The organism is Actinomadura rifamycini DSM 43936, from assembly GCF_000425065.1.
GTDB lineage: Bacteria > Actinomycetota > Actinomycetes > Streptosporangiales > Streptosporangiaceae > Spirillospora > Spirillospora rifamycini.
Window position 1 is genome coordinate 325,806 of the sequence record NZ_AULB01000007.1, and the last position, 16,857, is coordinate 342,662.

The 16,857-nt window shown below is 73.4% G+C and carries 17 protein-coding genes; 4 read left to right on the plus strand and 13 right to left on the minus strand.

What is annotated here, in order from left to right; translation table 11 throughout:
• Positions 1 to 138: 138 nt before the first annotated feature.
• Complete coding sequence (gene fusA / locus H505_RS0104215) at positions 139 to 2,175, minus strand: elongation factor G (RefSeq protein ID WP_026400976.1); 2,037 nt, start codon at positions 2,173 to 2,175, stop codon at positions 139 to 141.
• Between the two features lie 129 nt (positions 2,176 to 2,304).
• Positions 2,305 to 2,955, minus strand: a complete 651-nt coding sequence (locus tag H505_RS0104220; RefSeq protein WP_026400977.1) for a GntR family transcriptional regulator — start codon at positions 2,953 to 2,955, stop codon at positions 2,305 to 2,307.
• 156 nt (positions 2,956 to 3,111) lie between these two features.
• Here H505_RS0104220 and H505_RS0104225 point away from each other — a divergent pair, with 156 nt between their 5' ends.
• Positions 3,112 to 3,903, plus strand: a complete 792-nt coding sequence (locus H505_RS0104225; RefSeq protein WP_026400978.1) for a DUF1932 domain-containing protein — start codon at positions 3,112 to 3,114, stop codon at positions 3,901 to 3,903.
• Between the two features lie 35 nt (positions 3,904 to 3,938).
• On the opposite strand, the gene H505_RS0104230 is transcribed toward H505_RS0104225, so the two are convergent.
• The 11 genes from H505_RS0104230 to H505_RS0104285 form a co-directional block, all read right to left on the minus strand.
• A complete protein-coding gene (locus tag H505_RS0104230) occupies positions 3,939 to 4,898 on the minus strand; it encodes a catechol 2,3-dioxygenase (RefSeq protein ID WP_026400979.1) in 960 nt (319 codons plus the stop codon).
• Positions 4,888 to 6,033 carry a 4-oxalomesaconate tautomerase gene (locus tag H505_RS0104235; RefSeq protein ID WP_245592429.1) on the minus strand — a complete coding sequence of 382 codons (1,146 nt, stop codon included), beginning with the start codon at positions 6,031 to 6,033 and terminating at the stop codon, positions 4,888 to 4,890. The genes H505_RS0104230 and H505_RS0104235 overlap by 11 nt, the downstream gene beginning before the upstream one ends.
• On the minus strand, positions 6,030 to 6,755 hold the full coding sequence (locus H505_RS0104240; RefSeq protein ID WP_026400981.1) for a 4-carboxy-4-hydroxy-2-oxoadipate aldolase/oxaloacetate decarboxylase: 726 nt from the start codon (positions 6,753 to 6,755) through the stop codon (positions 6,030 to 6,032). Before H505_RS0104240 ends, H505_RS0104235 begins: the two co-directional genes overlap by 4 nt.
• Positions 6,752 to 7,492 (minus strand): PIG-L deacetylase family protein, encoded by a 741-nt coding sequence (locus H505_RS0104245; RefSeq protein WP_026400982.1) that lies wholly within the window; start codon positions 7,490 to 7,492, stop codon positions 6,752 to 6,754. Before H505_RS0104245 ends, H505_RS0104240 begins: the two co-directional genes overlap by 4 nt.
• A gap of 40 nt (positions 7,493 to 7,532) precedes the next feature.
• Positions 7,533 to 8,627, minus strand: coding sequence for an FUSC family protein (locus H505_RS0104250; protein ID WP_026400983.1), 1,095 nt, complete (start codon positions 8,625 to 8,627; stop codon positions 7,533 to 7,535).
• A gap of 102 nt (positions 8,628 to 8,729) precedes the next feature.
• The gene (locus H505_RS0104255) at positions 8,730 to 9,524 is read right to left on the minus strand and encodes a VOC family protein (RefSeq protein ID WP_026400984.1); all 795 of its coding nucleotides are present in this window, start codon (positions 9,522 to 9,524) and stop codon (positions 8,730 to 8,732) included.
• A 78-nt stretch (positions 9,525 to 9,602) separates the two neighbouring features.
• Positions 9,603 to 10,385, minus strand: a complete 783-nt coding sequence (locus H505_RS39710; protein ID WP_051300192.1) for a VOC family protein — start codon at positions 10,383 to 10,385, stop codon at positions 9,603 to 9,605.
• An 85-nt stretch (positions 10,386 to 10,470) separates the two neighbouring features.
• Complete coding sequence (locus H505_RS39715) at positions 10,471 to 11,745, minus strand: alpha/beta hydrolase-fold protein (protein ID WP_051300194.1); 1,275 nt, start codon at positions 11,743 to 11,745, stop codon at positions 10,471 to 10,473.
• A gap of 407 nt (positions 11,746 to 12,152) precedes the next feature.
• Positions 12,153 to 12,884 (minus strand): DUF4097 family beta strand repeat-containing protein, encoded by a 732-nt coding sequence (locus H505_RS0104275; RefSeq protein WP_026400985.1) that lies wholly within the window; start codon positions 12,882 to 12,884, stop codon positions 12,153 to 12,155.
• Positions 12,885 to 12,980: 96 nt separating this feature from the next.
• Complete coding sequence (locus H505_RS0104280) at positions 12,981 to 13,949, minus strand: TIGR03557 family F420-dependent LLM class oxidoreductase (RefSeq protein WP_026400986.1); 969 nt, start codon at positions 13,947 to 13,949, stop codon at positions 12,981 to 12,983.
• Between the two features lie 44 nt (positions 13,950 to 13,993).
• Complete coding sequence (locus H505_RS0104285) at positions 13,994 to 14,530, minus strand: ferritin-like domain-containing protein (protein ID WP_026400987.1); 537 nt, start codon at positions 14,528 to 14,530, stop codon at positions 13,994 to 13,996.
• A 249-nt stretch (positions 14,531 to 14,779) separates the two neighbouring features.
• On the opposite strand from H505_RS0104285, the gene H505_RS0104290 reads away from it, so the two are divergent.
• From H505_RS0104290 to H505_RS39720, 3 genes are all read left to right on the plus strand, one after another.
• Positions 14,780 to 15,046, plus strand: a complete 267-nt coding sequence (locus tag H505_RS0104290; RefSeq protein ID WP_026400988.1) for a hypothetical protein — start codon at positions 14,780 to 14,782, stop codon at positions 15,044 to 15,046.
• 117 nt (positions 15,047 to 15,163) lie between these two features.
• On the plus strand, positions 15,164 to 15,391 hold the full coding sequence (locus H505_RS0104295) for a hypothetical protein (RefSeq protein WP_026400989.1): 228 nt from the start codon (positions 15,164 to 15,166) through the stop codon (positions 15,389 to 15,391).
• On the plus strand, positions 15,388 to 16,758 hold the full coding sequence (locus H505_RS39720) for a hypothetical protein (protein ID WP_199747912.1): 1,371 nt from the start codon (positions 15,388 to 15,390) through the stop codon (positions 16,756 to 16,758). Before H505_RS0104295 ends, H505_RS39720 begins: the two co-directional genes overlap by 4 nt.
• Positions 16,759 to 16,857: the final 99 nt, after the last annotated feature.

Sequence of the window (16,857 nt, forward strand, 5' to 3'; positions counted from 1 at the left end):
TCCCGTGATGCGACTTCGCGGTCACACTACGGGACCCGTCGGACGGCGGACCGCACGCCCCCGCCGCCCCCGAGACCGCACGAGGGGCGCGGGGGGGAAGCACCCCCGCACCCCTCGGCCGTCAGACCGGGTCGGCCCTCAGACGAGGCCGGCCGCGATGTGCGCCGGGACCTCGGCGTACGAGTCGAACTCCATCGCGAACACCGCGCGGCCGGACGTCATGCCGCGCAGGTCGCCGACGTACCCGAACGTCTCCGCCAGCGGCACCAGGGCGCGGACGACCCGGGCGCCGCCGCGCTCGCCGGTGCCCTCGACGCGGCCGCGGCGGGCGTTGAGGTCGCCGATGACCGCGCCCATGTGCTCCTCCGGGGTGGTGACCTCGACGGACATCACCGGTTCGAGCAGGACGGGCGCCGCCCGCCGGACCGCCGCCGCGAACGCGTGTGCGGCGGCCGTCCTGAACGCCGCCTCGGACGAGTCGGTGACGTGGAAGTCGCCGTCGAGGAGCGTGACGCGCACGCCCGTCAGCTCGTGGCCCGCGAGGACGCCCGCGCCCATCGCCTCCTGGCAGCCCGCGTCCACCGACGGGACGAACTCCTTCGGGACGCGGCCGCCGGTGACGCGGTTGACGAACTCGTAGCCGTCCGCGATCGGCTCGACGGAGATCTTCACCTTCGCGTACTGGCCCCTCCCTCCCGTCTGCTTGCGGTGCAGGTACTCGACGTCCGCGACCGGGCGCCGGATGGTCTCGCGGTAGGCGACGCGGGGCCGTCCGACGGCGGCCTCGACGCCGAACTCCTCCTTCATCCGGTCGACGAGGATCTCCAGGTGGAGCTCCCCCATCCCGCCGATCACGGTCTGGCCGGTCTCGGCGTCGGCGCGCACGCGGAAGGACGGGTCCTCCTCGGCGAGCCGCCGGACGGCGGCGCCGAGCCGGTCGGTGTCGGCGGACGAGCGGGGCTCGATCGCGACCTCGATGACCGGTTCGGGGACGTCCATGGACTCCAGGACGACCGGGTGCGCCTCGGCGCACAGGGTCTCGCCGGTCGTGGTCTGCTTGAGCCCCATGACCGCGACGATGTCGCCCGCCCCGGCGGCGCCGATCTCGCGGCGCTCGGCCGCGTGCACCCGGTAGACCTTGCCGATCCGCTCCCGGCGGCCCTTGACGCTGTTCAGCACCGCGGCGCCGGACTCGAGCCGGCCGGAGTAGACGCGGACGTACGCGAGCCGCCCGAGGTGCCGGTCGCTCGTGATCTTGAAGACGAGCGCGGCCAGCGGGGCCTCGTCGGAGACGTCGCCCGCGCCCCCGCCCGCGTCTAGTGGGGACGGCAGGTACCGGACGATCGCGTCCAGCAGCGGCTGCACGCCCTTGTTCTTGAACGCGCTGCCGCAGAGGACGGGCGTCACGGTCACGTCGTCCCTCCGGATCGTCAGCCGGCGGATCGCGGCGTGGATCTGCTCGTGGGTCGGTTCGCCCTCCAGGCACTGCTCAAGGAACGGGTCGTCGTGCTCGGCGATCGTGTCGACGAGCCGGGCGCGCCACGCGCGCGCCTCGTCGGCGAGGTCGTCCGGGACCCGGGTGACCTCGTACGCCTCGTCCGTCCACACGTGGGCGCGGAACCCGACCAGGTCGACGACGCCGGCGAACCCGGCCTCGGCGCCGATCGGCAGCTGCAGGACGAGCGGGACGGCGCCGAGCCGGTCGGCGATCATGCCCGTGCAGCGGGCGAGGTCGGCGCCCGCGCGGTCGAGCTTGTTGACGAAGCAGACGCGCGGCACGCGGTACCGGTCGGCCTGCCGCCACACGGTCTCCGACTGCGGTTCGACCCCGGCGACGCCGTCGAACACGGTGACGGCCCCGTCGAGCACGCGCAGGCACCGCTCGACCTCGATCATGAAGTCGACGTGGCCGGGCGTGTCGATGAGGTTGACGGTGTGGTCGGCGCCGTCCACGGACCAGTGGAAGGTCGTGGCGGCGGAGCCGATGGTGATGCCGCGCTCGCGTTCCTGCTTCAGGAAGTCGAGGGCGGCGGCGCCGTGGTGCACCTCGCCGATGCGGTGCGAGACGCCGGTGTAGAACAGGATGCGCTCGGCGGTCGTGGTCTTCCCGGCGTCGATGTGGGCCATGATCCCGATGTTCCGAACACCGGCCGCACCCAGGAACGTTGTGGTCATCGAAATCTGCCCTCCTCCGGGTCTCGGGAACGACGACCTGCCGCGCATGCGGATACGCCGCATCGCGGCCCCGTGACCGTAACCGTGCGGAGGAAGGGAAGGCGAAGGGTTTTCGGGCGTCCGGACCCGTCAGCGGTTCTCTTCGGGCAGCACCTTCGGGAGGGTCTCGAGGACGCTCTCCAGGTGGGCGCGCGCGGCCCGTTCGGCGGCGGCCGGGTCGCGGGCGGCGATGGCCTCGATGATGGCGAGGTGCTCGGGCAGGGACGTCTGCGGGCGCCCGGGGTGCAGCGCGAGCCGGAACTGGTGCCGGACGTTCTGCGCGCGGAGCCGCTCGAGGACGTCCGAGGCGGTGCCCTGCCCGCTGATCCCGCGGACGCGCGCGTGCAGCCGCTGGTTCAGGCCCGAGTAGCCGAACACGTCGCCGGACGCGACGGCGGCCCGCATGCCCTCGCCGATCTCGCGCAGTTCGGCGATGTCGGCGTCGGTGGCGCGCTCGGCGGCCTTGGCGGCGCACAGCCCCTCGAGCACCATCCGCACCTCGGTGATCTCGATGGCCTCGGCGAGGGACACCGCGCGGACGCGGGCGCCGCGGTTCTGGACGCGCTCGATGAGGCCCTCGTTGGCCAGTTCGAGCAGCGCGGCGCGCACGGCGGCGCGTCCGGCCCCGAACCGGTCGGACAGGTCGGCCTCGATGAGCCGCTGGTTCGGGACGAACTCGCCGGCGAGGATCGCCTCCCGGATGCGGGCGGCCACCGGGGCGGGCGGGCGGGACTCCGGCACAGGCCCTCCAGGATTGTCGCCAATTTTGTTGATGACTTAGCCTATCCGGACATGAGCCCGCTGCGCCCCGGCCGGGAACGCGCGGCACGCGGCGAGCACGGGCGGCCCACGAGCGGCCCGCGAGGGAACACGAGGGAACACGAGGGAAGAGGTCACATGTCCGGCGAGCCCATCATCACGGTTCTGGGCCTCGGCGAGGCCGGCGGCGCGTTCGCCCGCGACCTGGTCGCGGCGGGCGCGCGGGTCCGCGGCTACGACCCGGCCGTGCCCGCGCCGGACGGCGTGGCCGGTGCGGCGGGCGAGGCGGAGGCCGCGGCGGGGGCGGCGCTGGTGCTGAGCGTCAACAGCGCCCACGACGCCGTGGACGCGTTCCGCAACGCGGCCGCGGGGCTCGCTGACGGCGCGGTCTGGGCCGACCTGAACACCGGCCCGCCGAGCCTGAAGCGGGAGCTGGACGGTTTGGCGGCGGCGCGCGGCGTCCGGTTCGCGGACGTGGCGGTCATGGCGCCGGTGCCCGGCCGCGGCCTGCGCACCCCCATGCTGGCCTGCGGGGACGCGGCCGAGGACGTCGCGGCGCTGCTCGGGCCGCTCGGCGCGGCGGTGGAGGTGCTGGCCGGGGAGTCGGGTCCGGCGCCGGCCGGCGCCGCGGCCGGGCGCAAGCTGCTGCGCAGCGTGTTCTTCAAGGGCCTGGCGGCGTCGGTCGTGGAGGCGCTGGAGGCGGCGCGGGCCGCCGGGTGCGCGGACTGGCTGCGCGGCAACATCGTCGAGGAGCTGGTCCGCGCCGGCGAGCCGACCGTGGACCGGCTCGTCGACGGGACGCACCGGCACGCCGTCCGGCGGGCCGCCGAGATGCGCGCGGCGGCGGACATGCTGGACGAGCTGGGGGTGCCGAACGCGATGGCCGCGGCGAGCCGCGACCTGCTGGAGCGGCTGGCCGCGGCGCGCTGACGCCGGGCGCGGGGACGACCCGTCCCCGCGCCGGGTCAGGCCACGGGCGGCGTTCCGTGGGTGTGGAACGACTCGATGGTCTGGAGGCCCCACGCCTGGCCCTTGGCGCGTTCGGCCTCCGTCCAGGTGATCGTCCGCCAGTCGGGCGCGAGGACCAGCCGGGCGCCCGGGTTGCACAGTTCGACCCGGTTCCCGCCCGGCTCGTAGACGTACAGGAAGAACGTCTGCTGGATGGCGTGCTTGTGCGGGCCCGTCTCGATGAACACGCCGTTGTCGAGGAAGATGTCGGCGGCGCGGAGGATGTCCTCGCGGGTGTCGGTCGCGAACGCGATGTGGTGCAGGCGCCCGCGGCTGCCCGTCCGGTCCCGCGTGTACACGATGTCGTACGACTTGTTCGTGAACGTCATCCAGCGGCCGGCGATCGTCCCGTCGTCGAGCCTGATCTGCTCGGTGGGGCGCGCGCCCAGGACGTCCCGCAGGACGCCGGTGCTCGGCTCGACCTCGGCGGCCAGGAAGTTGACGTGGTCGAGCCGCCGGACGCACACCCCGAGCGCCGGGTACGCCTGCGCCTGGTTCTTCAGCGACGGCGCCAGCTCGGGCGGCGCCTCGTACCACTCCGACTCCCAGTAGAGCTCCAGCTCGTGCCCGTCCGGGTCGCGGAACACGTAGGTGGGGCCGAGGCCGGGGTCGCCGTCGCGCCAGCCGATGCCGAGCCCGGCGTCCTCGATCGCCCGCACGCGCCGGTCGAGCGCCTCCGGCGAGGACGTCCGCAGCCCGACCCGCCGGATTCCGGACGTGGTGTGCGCGGTGAGCTTCAGCGAATGGTGCTCGTAGTCGTCCCAGGTCCGCAGGTAGACCGAGTCGCCCTCGGTGCCGTTCTCGGTGAGGCCCATGACGCGGGTGAAGAACCAGAGGCTCTTCTCCGGCTCGGGCGTCAGCAGCTCGACGTGGCCGATGTGCGCGATCTCGTGGGCGGGCGAGCGGTCAGGTGCCATGGGGGTCTCCTGGGGGTCGGGGGAAGACGGTGCCGTCGAAGAGCTTGCGGGCGGTCCGGACGATCGCGGCCCGCCGGACGGCCGGGACGCCGACGCCGCCGCCCGGGCCGTCCGGGCCGTCCGGCGGCGCGCCGAGCCGGACGTCCACGTCGAGGCGCCCGGTGGGGTGCTCGATGCCCAGCGGCGCGCCGGGCGCGGGCGGCCGGGCCAGGTCGTGGCCGACGGCGCCGTCGATGAGCACGGCGGTCGCGACGGTGACGGCGCCCAGCACGCCGATGGAGGTGTGGGCGCGCAGCGGGATGAACGTGCGGGTGGCGATCGTCCCGCCGGCGCGGGGCGGGGCGACGAGGGTGGTCTTCGGGACGGACGCGCCGGCGACGTCCCCGAGTCCCATCAGCTCCCCGGCGCGCAGGCGGAGCGACTGGATCCGGTCCCGCAGCCGGTCCTCCAGCTCGGCGGGCGGCTCGTCGCCGGTGACGCCGAAGTCGGCGGCGGCGGCGACCACGACCGGCATCCCGTTGTCGATGAGGGTGACCTCGACGCCGTCGACGACGTCGCGGACGCGGCCGGTGGGCAGCAGCGCGCCGCCGGTGGCCGAGCCCGCGGTGCCTTCGAAGTCGAGCAGGACCGGGGCGGCCGTCCCGGGCACGCCGGAGATCGCGGTGCCGCCCGCGTACGCGGGGCGCCCGCCCGGGGTGGGGAACGTCGCGGTGGCGACGCTCCCGGAGTTCAGCATCCGGATCCGGACGGCCGTCTCCGCGCCGCGCGCCGCGGCGAGGCCCCGCTCGACGGCGAACGGGCCGACCCCGGCGAGCAGGTTGCCGCAGTTCTGCCGGTCGGAGACGGTCGCCTCGTCCACGCCGATCTGGAGGAACAGGTAGTCGACGTCGGCGGCCGGGTCCGCCGAGGGGGAGACGACGGCGACCTTGCTGGTCAGCGGGTGGGCGCCGCCGATCCCGTCGATCTGCCGGGGGTCGGGGGCGCCCATGAGGCGCAGCAGCAGGCCGTCGCGCTCGGCCGGGTCGGACGGCAGGTCGTCCGCGAGGAAGTACGCGCCCTTCGACGTCCCGCCCCGCATCAGCATGCAGCGCACCCCGTCGCCCCCGGTCACGCGGCCGGTCACGCGGCCGGTCACGCGCCCGTCCCGCCCTCGGCCGCGAGCTCCGCCTCGTACTCGGCGTGCGTGACGTACTCGATGCCCATCCCGGCGAGCCGGCCGCGCAGCCCGTACCGGTCGAGGCCCAGCTCGCCGCGCTGGAACGCGGCGCGCGTCGCCTCCTCCTTCTCCTCCCGGGCGCGGGCCGCGGCGACCGCCTCCGCGACGCGCCCGCGCGGGACGCACAGGACGCCGTCGTCGTCCGCGACGACCGCGTCGCCGGGGCGGACGACCTGACCGCCGATCGCGACCGGGACGTTCACGGCGCCGGGCGTGGCCTTCACCGTGCCCTGCGCGCTGACCGCCGCCGACCACACCGGGAACCCCATCGCGTGCAGCTCCGCGACGTCCCGCACGCCCGCGTCGATGACCAGCCCCCGCACGCCCCGGTGCTGCAGTGCCGTCGCGAACAGCTCGCCGAACATGCCGTCCGTGGAGGGCGACGTCGTCGCCACGACCAGGACGTCGCCGGGACGGCACTGCTCCACGGCCACGTGGATCATCAGGTTGTCGCCGGGCCACGACAGCACCGTCACGGCCGTCCCGGCGATCCGCGCGCCGAGGTGGACGGGGCGGAGGCCGGGCCCGAGGTACCCGGTGCGGCCGAGCGCCTCGTGCACCGTCGCGACGCCGAACGCGGCGAGCACGTCCACCTGCGCGAAGTCGGCGCGCGGCGGGTCGGTGACCACGACCGTCCTCATGCCAGCTCCCGCGTGGTCTGCGGGTACAGCCGGACGTACGCCTCGGCCATGGTGTCGACGGGCAGCCCGAGGTTCGGGCCCGCGTTCCGCTTGAGCTGGACGCCGCGCCGCTTCGCGAGCGCCGTGTAGTAGTCCCACATGTGCCGCTGCGCGGGCAGGCACTCCATCGCGCGCCGCTTGCGCTCGAACACCGGCGTGATGTCCAGCAGCACGTTCGGCTTGAAGTCGCACTGCTCGGGCTGGTGCGGCTCGAAGAAGAAGACGGGCGGGGCGCCCAGCGGCTCGCCCGGCGCGTCGTACCCGATCGCCTGCGCCAGCACCCGCGCCTGGAGCGCCATCCGGGCGGCGGCGGGGTGGTCGCCGTTGTAGGGGTCGGCGAGGGGGTGGGTCAGGACGACCGCCGGCTCGACCTCGCGGTAGACGCGCACCAGCCGGTCCACCAGCTCGTGGCTCTCGACCAGGGGGTAGTCGCCGGCGTCGAGGAACTCGATCTCCGCGCCCAGCTCCGCGGCGGCGGCCTCGGCCTCGGCCCGGCGGATCTTCTTGATCTCGTCCAGCCCCTTGCCCTCCCGCCACGCGCGCGCGGACTCGCCGCGCTCGCCGTAGCTCAGGCACACGACCTTGGCGCGGTCGCCGCGCTCGGCGGCCAGGGCGATGGCGCCGGCCGCGCGCCAGACGAAGTCGCCGGCGTGGGCGCTGATCACGAGGAGGGGGTCGGAGGGGTTCGCAGTGCTCATGGAGCCCTACATTCGACCCTGTAACCCAAATTGTCAACAATTATGGCGACAGTGCGGTGAGGGCGAGGCCGGACAGCCGCAGCAGCTCCCGGCGCGGGTCCCAGATGCCCGGCATCTCCGCCCCCGCCTCCCCGAACGACCGCTCCAGCCGGTCCTGCAGATCGCGGGCCCGCGCCCGGGCGTCGTCCGCCGCCGCGACCGACTCGCCCGACTCGCAGCGGACGATCTCGGCGAGGGCCCGCAGCAGCCCGGCGTAGTCCGCGCGGAACGTCCGGCCGAGGCGCAGCTCCCCGCTCTCCCCCTCGGTCGCCTCCCGCAGCGTCCCCGCGATCGAGCGCAGGTCGGCCGTCGCGTGCTCCAGCGTCGTCATCTGCCGCGGCGTCCCCCACTGGTCCGCCATCCGCGGCCGCAGCCGGAACCCCCACAGCCGCGCCCGGGGGTTCCCGCGCAGGCTCTCCCGGCCCTGGTCGACCGCGAACCGCGCCTGGTCGACGACGTAGCCGAGCCGCGGCTCCGCGTCGTCCCACCGGCCGCGCCAGTCCTCGTCCTGGTCCGCGACGCCGTCCGCCAGCGCCTCGAACGCCTCCGCCAGGACGTCCCGCACCTGCCGGACCGCGTACTCGCCGCGCCGCAGGTACAGCGGCGGGAACAGCAGGAGGTTCACGACCAGCCCGAACGCGAGCCCCACCCCGACGTCGTACAGGCGCGGATGGACGTACTCGACCACCCGGTCGCCGCCGACCAGCAGCGCGAACAGCGCCGTGAACGCCACCTGCGACGACTGGCTCCCGAACCCGCGCCAGCTCGACAGCAGGAGCCCCGCCACCAGGACGGCGGCGATCCCCGCGGCGTTCGGGCCGACGAGGATCCCGACCGGGATCGCGATGCCCGCGCCCACCAGGAACCCGGCCGCGTAGCCGATGCTCTCCCGCACCGACCGCGCCACCGTCGGGTACACCCCGAGCAGCGCCGCCAGCGGCGCGAAGTACGGCACGGCGTGCCCCACCAGGTACTTCGCGATGAACCACGCGCCGACCGCCGCGACGACGCCCTTCACCGTGATCTTGATCCGGTCTTCCCAGGACCGGCGGTCCGACCGCGGCGCCAGGCGCCGCACCGCTTCCCCGAGCTGCATCCGGTCTGGCTGCCCGCAGTCCGCCCGTCGAACCACCGGACGGACGCCGCCCGCCCCGGCGGTCGCCCCCGGGAAGCCCCGATCCGGGGCGATCGGCCCCCGCTACCGCGCGCGGCGCGGGCTGATCAGCCCGACGCGCGCCCCGGTCGGATCCATGACGACCGCGAACCGGCCGGGCTCGATGTCGTCCGGCGGCACGGTGACGGTCGCGCCCAGCTCGCCCGCGTGCTCCGCCGCGGCGTCGACGTCGGCGACCTCGAAGTAGGGGACCCAGTCGCCCGGCCACTCGGCCGGCCACGTCGCGTCCATGTGCACCAGCCCGGCCACCGGCCGGACGCCCGCCCTCCAGATCGTGTAGACCCAGTCGCGGTAGTAGCGGCGCTCCGACGCGCGCCACCCGAAGACCTCGCCGTAGAACCGCCGGGCCTTCTCGACGTTCCGGGTCGCCAGCTCCACCCAGTACATCGTCGACGGCTCCCCGGCGACCTCCGCGCCCCGCAGCTCGTCCCCGTGGGGCTGCCAGACGGCGAAGTCCGACCCCTGGAAGTCGGTGAACATCGCCGTCCGCCCCACGTGGGCGAACTCCCTCGGCGGGAGGCGCTCCCGCCCGCCCGCGGCGACGACCGCCCGCGCGACGGCGTCGACGTCCGCGACGGTGAAGTAGGACGTCCACGACGGGGGCTGGGCGGGATCCGCGAGCGTCTGCATCCCGCCGACCGACGGCCCGTCCGCCCCGCCGAGCGTGAAGATCTCGTAGTCGTTCGCCTGCTCGACGGACAGCGTGTACGAGGACCAGCCGAACAGGTCGCCGTAGAAGCGCCTGGACGTCCCGGGGTCCGGGCTCGCGAGGTCGATCCAGCACGGCGTCCCCGGCTCGTACCGCGTCACCTCGGGCATCGGAGGCCCTCCACTGCAGACATGGGTTCCACGCTACGAACGGGGACGCCAATCGCGCCCGAGGCGACCGCGAGGACTTCACCCGGCCCCGGGCAAGCCTTCGCCAACTCGGTCCGGGGCGATCATCGCCAGCCAGGCGCCCAGCGGGTCCACGACGGCCGCGACCCGGCCCGCCGCCGCGTCCCGCGGGGGGACGGCGACGCGCGCGCCCAGCTCGGCGCTCCGGCGCGCGGCGGCGTCGACGTCGGCGACCCGGAAGTACGGGATCCAGCCGCCCGGCCGCTTCTCGTCCATCGGGACCAGGCTCGCCACCGGCCGCGGCCCGACCCGCCAGCCCGTGCGGTCGCCGCGGTCCGCCGCTTCCCACCCGAACACCGCGCCGTAGAAGCGCCGCGCCGACTCGGCCTCGTACGCCGCCAGCTCCGCCCAGTACAGCGCCGACGGCTCCCCCGCGACGTCCGCGCCCTCCACGTCGCGCGGCTCCCAGACCGCGAAGTCGCTCCCCTGGGAGTCGCTGTACATGCCGACGCGCCCCAGGTTGGCGATCCCCGTCGGCGGCAGCAGCTCGTCCCCGCCCGCCGCCTCGATCCGCCGCGCGGCCCCCTCCACGCTCTCGACGCGGAAGTAGCACGTCCACGACGGCGGCTGGGCCGGATCGGCGAGCCGCTGCATCCCTCCGACCGTCGGACCGCTCACGCCGCCGAGCGTGAACATGTCGTAGTCGCCCAGCGTGTCGATGGTCAGCGTGTACGAGGTCCAGCCGAGCAGGCCGCCGTAGAACCGCTTGGACGCCGCCGGGTCCGGGCTCACGAGATCGAACCAGCACGGCGTCCCCGGCGCGTACCGCGTCACCTCCGCCATGCCGTCCACGCTACGGACGCGGACGCCAATCCCGCCGCGGGCGACGTCGCGGAGTTCGCCTGCGCACGGTCAAGCGTTCACCAGGTCAGAGCTTCTTCGCGCCGATCGCCCCGGCGACGAGCGGGAAGCTCTTGGCCAGCTCCGGGCGCCAGTACTTCCAGTTGTGCATGCCCTTGCCGTACAGGCTGTCGGTGACCTGGACCCCGGCCTTCTCCGCCGCCTCGACGAAGTTGACGTTCATCCGGTAGGCGAGCCGCTCGCCGACCCGCCCGGCGTCCCAGAACGCCGCGTTCGGGTTGTCGTACTGGCCGGGCTCGCCGTTCCCGCACGAGATGTACACGCCGACGCCCTTGAGCTTGTCGACCATCACCGTCGCGTCGTGCTGCCGCCACACGTTCCGGTTCATGATCGGGTCACCCCAGATCTTCGTCCCCGCCTCCTTGTTGATGGAGACGAGGAACGCGGGGACGCCCGGCGCCGTGATGTTCAGCGCGCCGCTGTAGGACGCGACGTACTTGAACATGCCCGTGTGCCGCTGGGCGTACGTCACCGCGCCCTGCCCGCCGGACGAGAGCCCGATCGCGGCGCGGCTCGTCCCGGCGTGGAAGTTGCGCTCCATCAGCGGGATGACCTCCTCGATGTGGAAGGTCTCCCACATCGGGATGCCGCCCTTGCCGTCGTTCCACCAGTTGCTGTACGAGCCCTGCCAGCCGCCTTCGGGCATCACGACCATCGCGTCGTAGTCGGCGACGACCTGCTCGATCTGCGAGTCCTTGGTCCAGGACTGGTAGTTGTTGTTGCCGCCGTGGTACGCGTACACGACCGGCCAGGACCGCTTGGCGCCGGCCTTCCAGCCCTTCGGCAGCAGCAGCCGCGTCTTGACCGTCGTCCCCAGCGCCGGGGAGGCGATGGAAACGTCGTACATGCGCGTGCCGACCTTCTTCACGCCGGTGATCTTCGCGCCGTCCGGCGCGGGCGCGTACTTGCTGGGCTTGTCGGCGGCGCCGCCCGGCAGGTGCGGCTTCTTGCCGTGGTTCGACGTGTTGGTGTCGGGGTCGTTCGAGGCCGGCTTGCCGGAGCCCGTGTTGAACGGGTCGGTGCTCATCGGCCGGTTCGGCACCTCGGGGATCGGCGACGCGGTCGGCGACGGCGAGCCTCCCGGCCCGGTCGGCGTCCCCGGTGCGCCCGGCTGCGTCGCCGGGCCGAAGGACGGCACGGGCTGCGACGCCCCCGCGTTCTCCGAGTCCTTCGTCGGCACGCCCACGCCCGCCTGCGCGAGCCCCACCATCAGGGCGGGCAGCAGAACGGCGGCCGTCGCGGTGCCGATGACGGCGATCTTCCGATCGGTACGCTTCTTCATGGGCTCCCCAGCAGCCGATGGCTCCCAGCCGGTCAGGCCGTGCTGTGCTCCGCGCCCCGGCCCGCTACTCACTCGCGGACGAAACTACTGTCCCGGACGTCCCAGTCGCAAGTATTGGCAAAGAATGCAATAGCAGCGTTACGCCGTAAAACGAGAACGGGAACGTGCCATTCACGGACGGACGGCCTTTCACGGACGGACGGCGCGGGCCGCGGCCTCGCGCTCCGCGTCCAGCCGGCGGGCCTCCTCCTGCTCGGCGGCGACGCGCGCAGTCGGCGGTGACGGCGGTCCTGCTCGCGGCGTTCGTCACCGCGTTCGGCCTGCGGGCGCGCCGCCGCGCGCCCGGACCCGCCGAGCCCGTCCCGTCCGCCGTCGAAGCCGCGGCCTGAGCACCGGCCCCGGACCGGTCAGGGGGCCGTCGCGGTGATGTCGCCGTTGCCGCTCTTCAGGTCGAGGCGGCGCGGGGCGGACGGGGCGGTGGGGACGTTGACGCGCTCGTCGCCGTTGCCGGTGGTCGCGGAGACGCGGTAGGGGCCGCCGGTGACGGTGACGGTGATGTCGCCGTTGGACGTCTCGGCGCGGACGTCCGCCGGGACGGACGGGACGAGGGTGATGGCGCCGTTCGACGTCTTCGCGTCGATCCGCCGGGCCTTCAGGTTGTGCCCCTCGATGCGGCCGTTGGACGTCTTCGCCCGGATCGGCCCCGTGACGCCGGCCAGGCGGATCGAACCGGAGCCGGTGGTGACGTCCACCTCGCCGGTCCCGTGGAGGTGCAGGGAGCCGCTGGAGGCGCCGCCGCTCACCGGGACGCCCGCCGGGACGTCCACCGTGTAGCTCGCCGAGCACCCGCGCCCGCAGCCGGCGAGGACCAGGACGCCGTCCTCGATCCGGTGGGTGGCGCCGTCCGGGCGGTCCGCCCGGTACTTGAGGGTGCGGCGCAGGTACGGCTTCGCGGCGCCGGCCCGCACCGTCACGCTGCCCGAGCGGACGTCGACGCGCACGGCCTCGATGCCGGACGGCAGCTTCGCCTCGTCCCGGTGCGTGTCCGCGGGGCCGAGCGAGGCGAACGAGACGTCGCACGCGGCCAGCGCGATCGTCCCGGCGGTGGTGAGGGCGAGGGCGCAGAGCAGCCGGTACACGTTTCCTCCCGGGTTCGTGGTTCGCCCCGAACCTACGAACCCGGGAACCGGGCGGTCGCCACGCCGGGGAGCCATCCCCGGTGTGGCTCCCAGGTCTCAGCCGAATCGCTCGCGAAGCGCAGGGAGGAGCTCCATCTCGGCCCAGGTGCGGAAGTCCTTCTGGTGCTCGGCCCCGGACTGGCAGAACGAGATGTGCGTGAACCCTGCGTCGGCCCACTGCTGGACCGCCTCCAGGTAGTCGTTCACGTCGTTCCCGCACGGGACGGACTGCGCCACGTCCTCGGGACGGACGGTCTTCGTCGCGGCCTCGAAGTTGACCGGGCCCGGAAGCTCCGCCATGACCTTCCACCCGGAGGCGGAGAACTTCCATGTGCGGTGGGCCCGCTGCTTGCACTCCTCGTAGTCCTGGCCGTAGGCGATCGGGATCTGGCCGTAGACGGGCTTGCCGCCGCCGCCCTCGCCGTGGAAGAGGGAGACGACGTCGGGCACCGGCTGGTCGGAGATGAGCAGGTCGGCGTGCCGCGCGGCGAGCCGTCCCGCGCGGGCGCCGAACGCCGCCATGCCGATGCGGACCGGTTCGTCCGGCAGGTCGTACAGCTTCGCCGAGTCGACGGTGAAGTGGCGGCCCCGGTAGTTCACGTAGTCGCCGCCGAACAGCGCCCGGATGATCTCCACGGCCTCGGCGAACATCTCGTGCCGGACGTCCACCGACGGCCAGCCGCGGCCGATGACGTGCTCGTTGAGGTTCTCCCCGGCGCCGAGGCCGAGGGTGAACCGGCCGTCCGACAGCACGCCCATCGTGGCGGCCTTCTGCGCCACGACGGCCGGGTGGTACCGCATGATCGGGCACGTCACGAACGTCATCAGCGGGATGCGGTGGGTGGCCTGGGCGAGCGCGCCGAGCACCGACCAGGCGTAGGCCGAGTGGCCCTGGTCCTCCAGCCACGGGAAGTAGTGGTCGGAGACGACCGAGAAGCCGAAGCCGGCTTCCTCGGCCTCCACCAGGTCGGTGACCAGCTGCTTCGGCGGGGTCTGCTCGCACAGGAGCGTGTATCCGAATTCCATGCCGCCCCGCATACCCGGCGTGTCCGGGGTGACACGGTCGCCGGTCACTTCCCGAGGAGGTCCATCAGGTCGTCGGCGTGCTCCTCCTCGTCCGCGAGGATGTCCTCCATCAGGCGGCGGGTGGTGACGTCGCCGTCGCCGAGCCAGCGGATGATCTCCTGGTAGGACTCGATGACGATGCGCTCGGCCACGAGGTTCTCCTCGAGCATGCCGCGCAGGTCGCCGTCCTCGAACGTCCGGTACTGGGTGTGCGAGCGCCGCGCGAGGGTCTCGGGGTCGAAGTCGGGGGTCCCGCCGAGCTGGCTGATGCGCTCGGCCGCCCGCAGCGCGTGGTGGCGCTCCTCGTGCGCGTGCTCGTTGAACTCGCCGGCGACCTGGGCCCGGTCGATGCCGGACGCGCTGATCGCGTGCTGCGCGTAGCGCATCCAGCAGACGACCTCGGTCGCGACGACGTCGTTGAGGACGGCGATGACCTCCTCGGGGCTCCGCCGGTAGCCGTCGGTCACCGGGCCCGCGTCCATCTTCTGCCGGGCGCGTTCCCGGATCGCCGCCACGTCGATGCTGAAGCTGCCGTCGGCCATGCTCTCTCTCCTCGTCCCCCGCGCGGATCAGGCCCTCGCCGACCGCTGTGACGCCCTCCTCCTACCCAGCTCGGAAAGGTCATGCATCGGACAAGCCGATGACACGCGGTAGCGAAAGGATCACCCTGAGAGTTGGCACTCTCCGTGAGGGGTGCTATACGTAGAGCTACACCGCTGCGAACCGCAGCGGGACAGGGACGACCGGTATCCACCTTGGAGTCCGGGCCTGACAAGGAGAAAAGGAACCACATGAAGTCCTTCAGCTACACCGAACTGGACATGCTCGCCGGCGAGGTTCTGCCGGAGCGCGCCGTGCTGTCCACCCTTCTCGTCGGTGGGGGCAACGAGAACGAGAACGCCAACCTGAACCTGGGCGGCCACGACGGCGACGACACCACGGTCGTCAGCGCCTGCTCCTCCAACAGCAACCAGCCGGCGACCGGCCTGCTCACCATCATCAACGGTGTGCCCGCGGCCAACTCGCAGATCTGCACGCCGGCCGCGATCCAGGGCTGACCTCAGTTCTGACATCGCGGGCTTCGGCCTGCACAGGAAGGGCTGGCGTTCGTACGCCAGCCCTTCCCCCTTATCGACCATGACCATCTGCTTACGGACGGACCCGAAAGCGAGCTCATGAACCCTCAGCAATACACCTACGCCGACCTGGAGCGCCTCACGGGCGAGGTGCTGCCGCAGCGCCTCGCGCTGTCGGGCGGCGGCGGCGACACGGTCGTCTTCTACGCCTGCCAGGCGACGTACTCCGCGGGCACCACCGGGCTGCTCGGCACCGGGCTGCTCGCCCAGCCGCCGCACTCCACGCTCACGTGCGTCCCGGCGGCCGTCGTCCACGACAACCCATGAGCACGGGCCCGACCCCGACCGTGGACGGCGCGGGGCCCCCCGCGGTCCTCACCCTGCCGACCCTCGCCGACGGCACCGAGCTGGTCGGAGAGTTCAAGAACTCCGGCTACCGCGAGCCGCCGCAGCTCGTCAGCCTGCCGAACCGCCAGCTCGTCCGGCTCCCGCCGCTGCTGTTCCACGTCGTCAAGGCGCTGCACGAGCACCGGCACCTGGCCGGGACGGCCGACGTCGAGACGGCCCTCGACCGGGTGGCCGACGCCGCCTCCCGGGAGGCGGGCGCCCGGCTGACCGGCGAGCAGATCGTCTACCTCGTCGACCGCAAGCTGGCCCCGCTCGGCGTCACCACCTACAGCGACGGCACCGCGCCGCCGGTCGTCAAGGCCAACCCGTTCCTCGGGCTGAAGTTCAAGGTCGCGGTGATCCCGGAGTCGGTGAGCTCGCTGCTCGGCGGGATGTTCGCCTGGCTGCTGAGCCCCTTCGCGATCATCCCGGTGCTCGCGGCGCTCGTCGTCAGCGAGGTCTGGGTGTTCACGTCCCGCTCCGTCGTCGACGCGCTCCAGCTGACCATCGTCAATCCCGTCGGCATCCTCATGATCATGGGCTTGGGGCTGCTGTCGGTGGCGTTCCACGAGGTCGGCCACGCCGCGGCGTGCCGGTACGGGGGCGTGAAGCCGGGCGTCATGGGGTTCGGCATCTACGTGGTGTGGCCCGCGTTCTACACCGACATCACCGAGTCGTACCGGCTCGGCCGGGGCGGGCGGCTGCGCGCCGACCTGGCCGGCGTGTACTTCAACGGCGTCTTCATCGTCGCGCTGACGCTGCTCTACCTGCAGACGGGGTACGAACCGCTCCTGGTCGCGCTGCTCTACGTCAACCTGGAGATCCTGCAGCAACTCCTGCCGACCATGCGGTTCGACGGCTACTACATCATGTCCGACCTGGCCGGCATCCCCGACCTGTTCAAGTACATCAAGCCGATCCTGCGCCGGACGCTGCTGCGGCGCCCGCCCGACGCGCTGCTGCGGGACCTGAAGCGCTGGCCGCAGGTCTTCGTCGCGTTCTGGGTCCTCGCGGTGTTCCCCGTGATGATCCTGCAGCTCTCACTGATCGCCTACCGGGTGCCCGAGCTGCTGGCGCTCGCCTGGGGGAAGGTGCGGCGGCTGATCGAGGACGCCGTGGCCGGCGGCGACCCGCTGGCGCTGGTCATCGCCCTGCTGCAGACACTGATGATCGTGCTGCCCGTCGCCGGGCTCGTGCTGATCCTCTACTCGGTCGGCCGGAGCCTGACGCGGTGGGCGGTCCGCTCCGTCCGCAAGCCCGCGCCCCCCGGCAAGGGTCCCGCCGCCGGCCCGGTGCCGGACGCCTGACCCGGTGCGCGCGGCCGCCCCGCGCGCAGCAACCGCCCATCGAGCGCCGGACGCCCGCGAGCGTCCGGCGCTCTCGCATGACCGTATAAAATGCACCGA

What these genes read in the sequence shown, in the direction of transcription:
- H505_RS0104250 (WP_026400983.1), bottom strand. Translation starts at nt 8,627, where the DNA reads ATGCAGCTCGGGGAAGCGGTGCGGCGCCTGGCGCCGCGGTCGGACCGC.
- H505_RS0104290 (WP_026400988.1), top strand. Translation starts at nt 14,780, where the DNA reads ATGAAGTCCTTCAGCTACACCGAACTGGACATGCTCGCCGGCGAGGTT.
- H505_RS0104225 (WP_026400978.1), top strand. Translation starts at nt 3,112, where the DNA reads ATGTCCGGCGAGCCCATCATCACGGTTCTGGGCCTCGGCGAGGCCGGC.
- H505_RS39715 (WP_051300194.1), bottom strand. Translation starts at nt 11,745, where the DNA reads ATGAAGAAGCGTACCGATCGGAAGATCGCCGTCATCGGCACCGCGACG.
- H505_RS0104280 (WP_026400986.1), bottom strand. Translation starts at nt 13,949, where the DNA reads ATGGAATTCGGATACACGCTCCTGTGCGAGCAGACCCCGCCGAAGCAG.
- H505_RS0104285 (WP_026400987.1), bottom strand. Translation starts at nt 14,530, where the DNA reads ATGGCCGACGGCAGCTTCAGCATCGACGTGGCGGCGATCCGGGAACGC.
- H505_RS39710 (WP_051300192.1), bottom strand. Translation starts at nt 10,385, where the DNA reads ATGGCGGAGGTGACGCGGTACGCGCCGGGGACGCCGTGCTGGTTCGAT.
- H505_RS0104245 (WP_026400982.1), bottom strand. Translation starts at nt 7,492, where the DNA reads ATGAGCACTGCGAACCCCTCCGACCCCCTCCTCGTGATCAGCGCCCAC.
- H505_RS39720 (WP_199747912.1), top strand. Translation starts at nt 15,388, where the DNA reads ATGAGCACGGGCCCGACCCCGACCGTGGACGGCGCGGGGCCCCCCGCG.
- H505_RS0104255 (WP_026400984.1), bottom strand. Translation starts at nt 9,524, where the DNA reads ATGCCCGAGGTGACGCGGTACGAGCCGGGGACGCCGTGCTGGATCGAC.
- H505_RS0104240 (WP_026400981.1), bottom strand. Translation starts at nt 6,755, where the DNA reads ATGAGGACGGTCGTGGTCACCGACCCGCCGCGCGCCGACTTCGCGCAG.
- H505_RS0104230 (WP_026400979.1), bottom strand. Translation starts at nt 4,898, where the DNA reads ATGGCACCTGACCGCTCGCCCGCCCACGAGATCGCGCACATCGGCCAC.
- fusA (WP_026400976.1), bottom strand. Translation starts at nt 2,175, where the DNA reads ATGACCACAACGTTCCTGGGTGCGGCCGGTGTTCGGAACATCGGGATC.
- H505_RS0104295 (WP_026400989.1), top strand. Translation starts at nt 15,164, where the DNA reads ATGAACCCTCAGCAATACACCTACGCCGACCTGGAGCGCCTCACGGGC.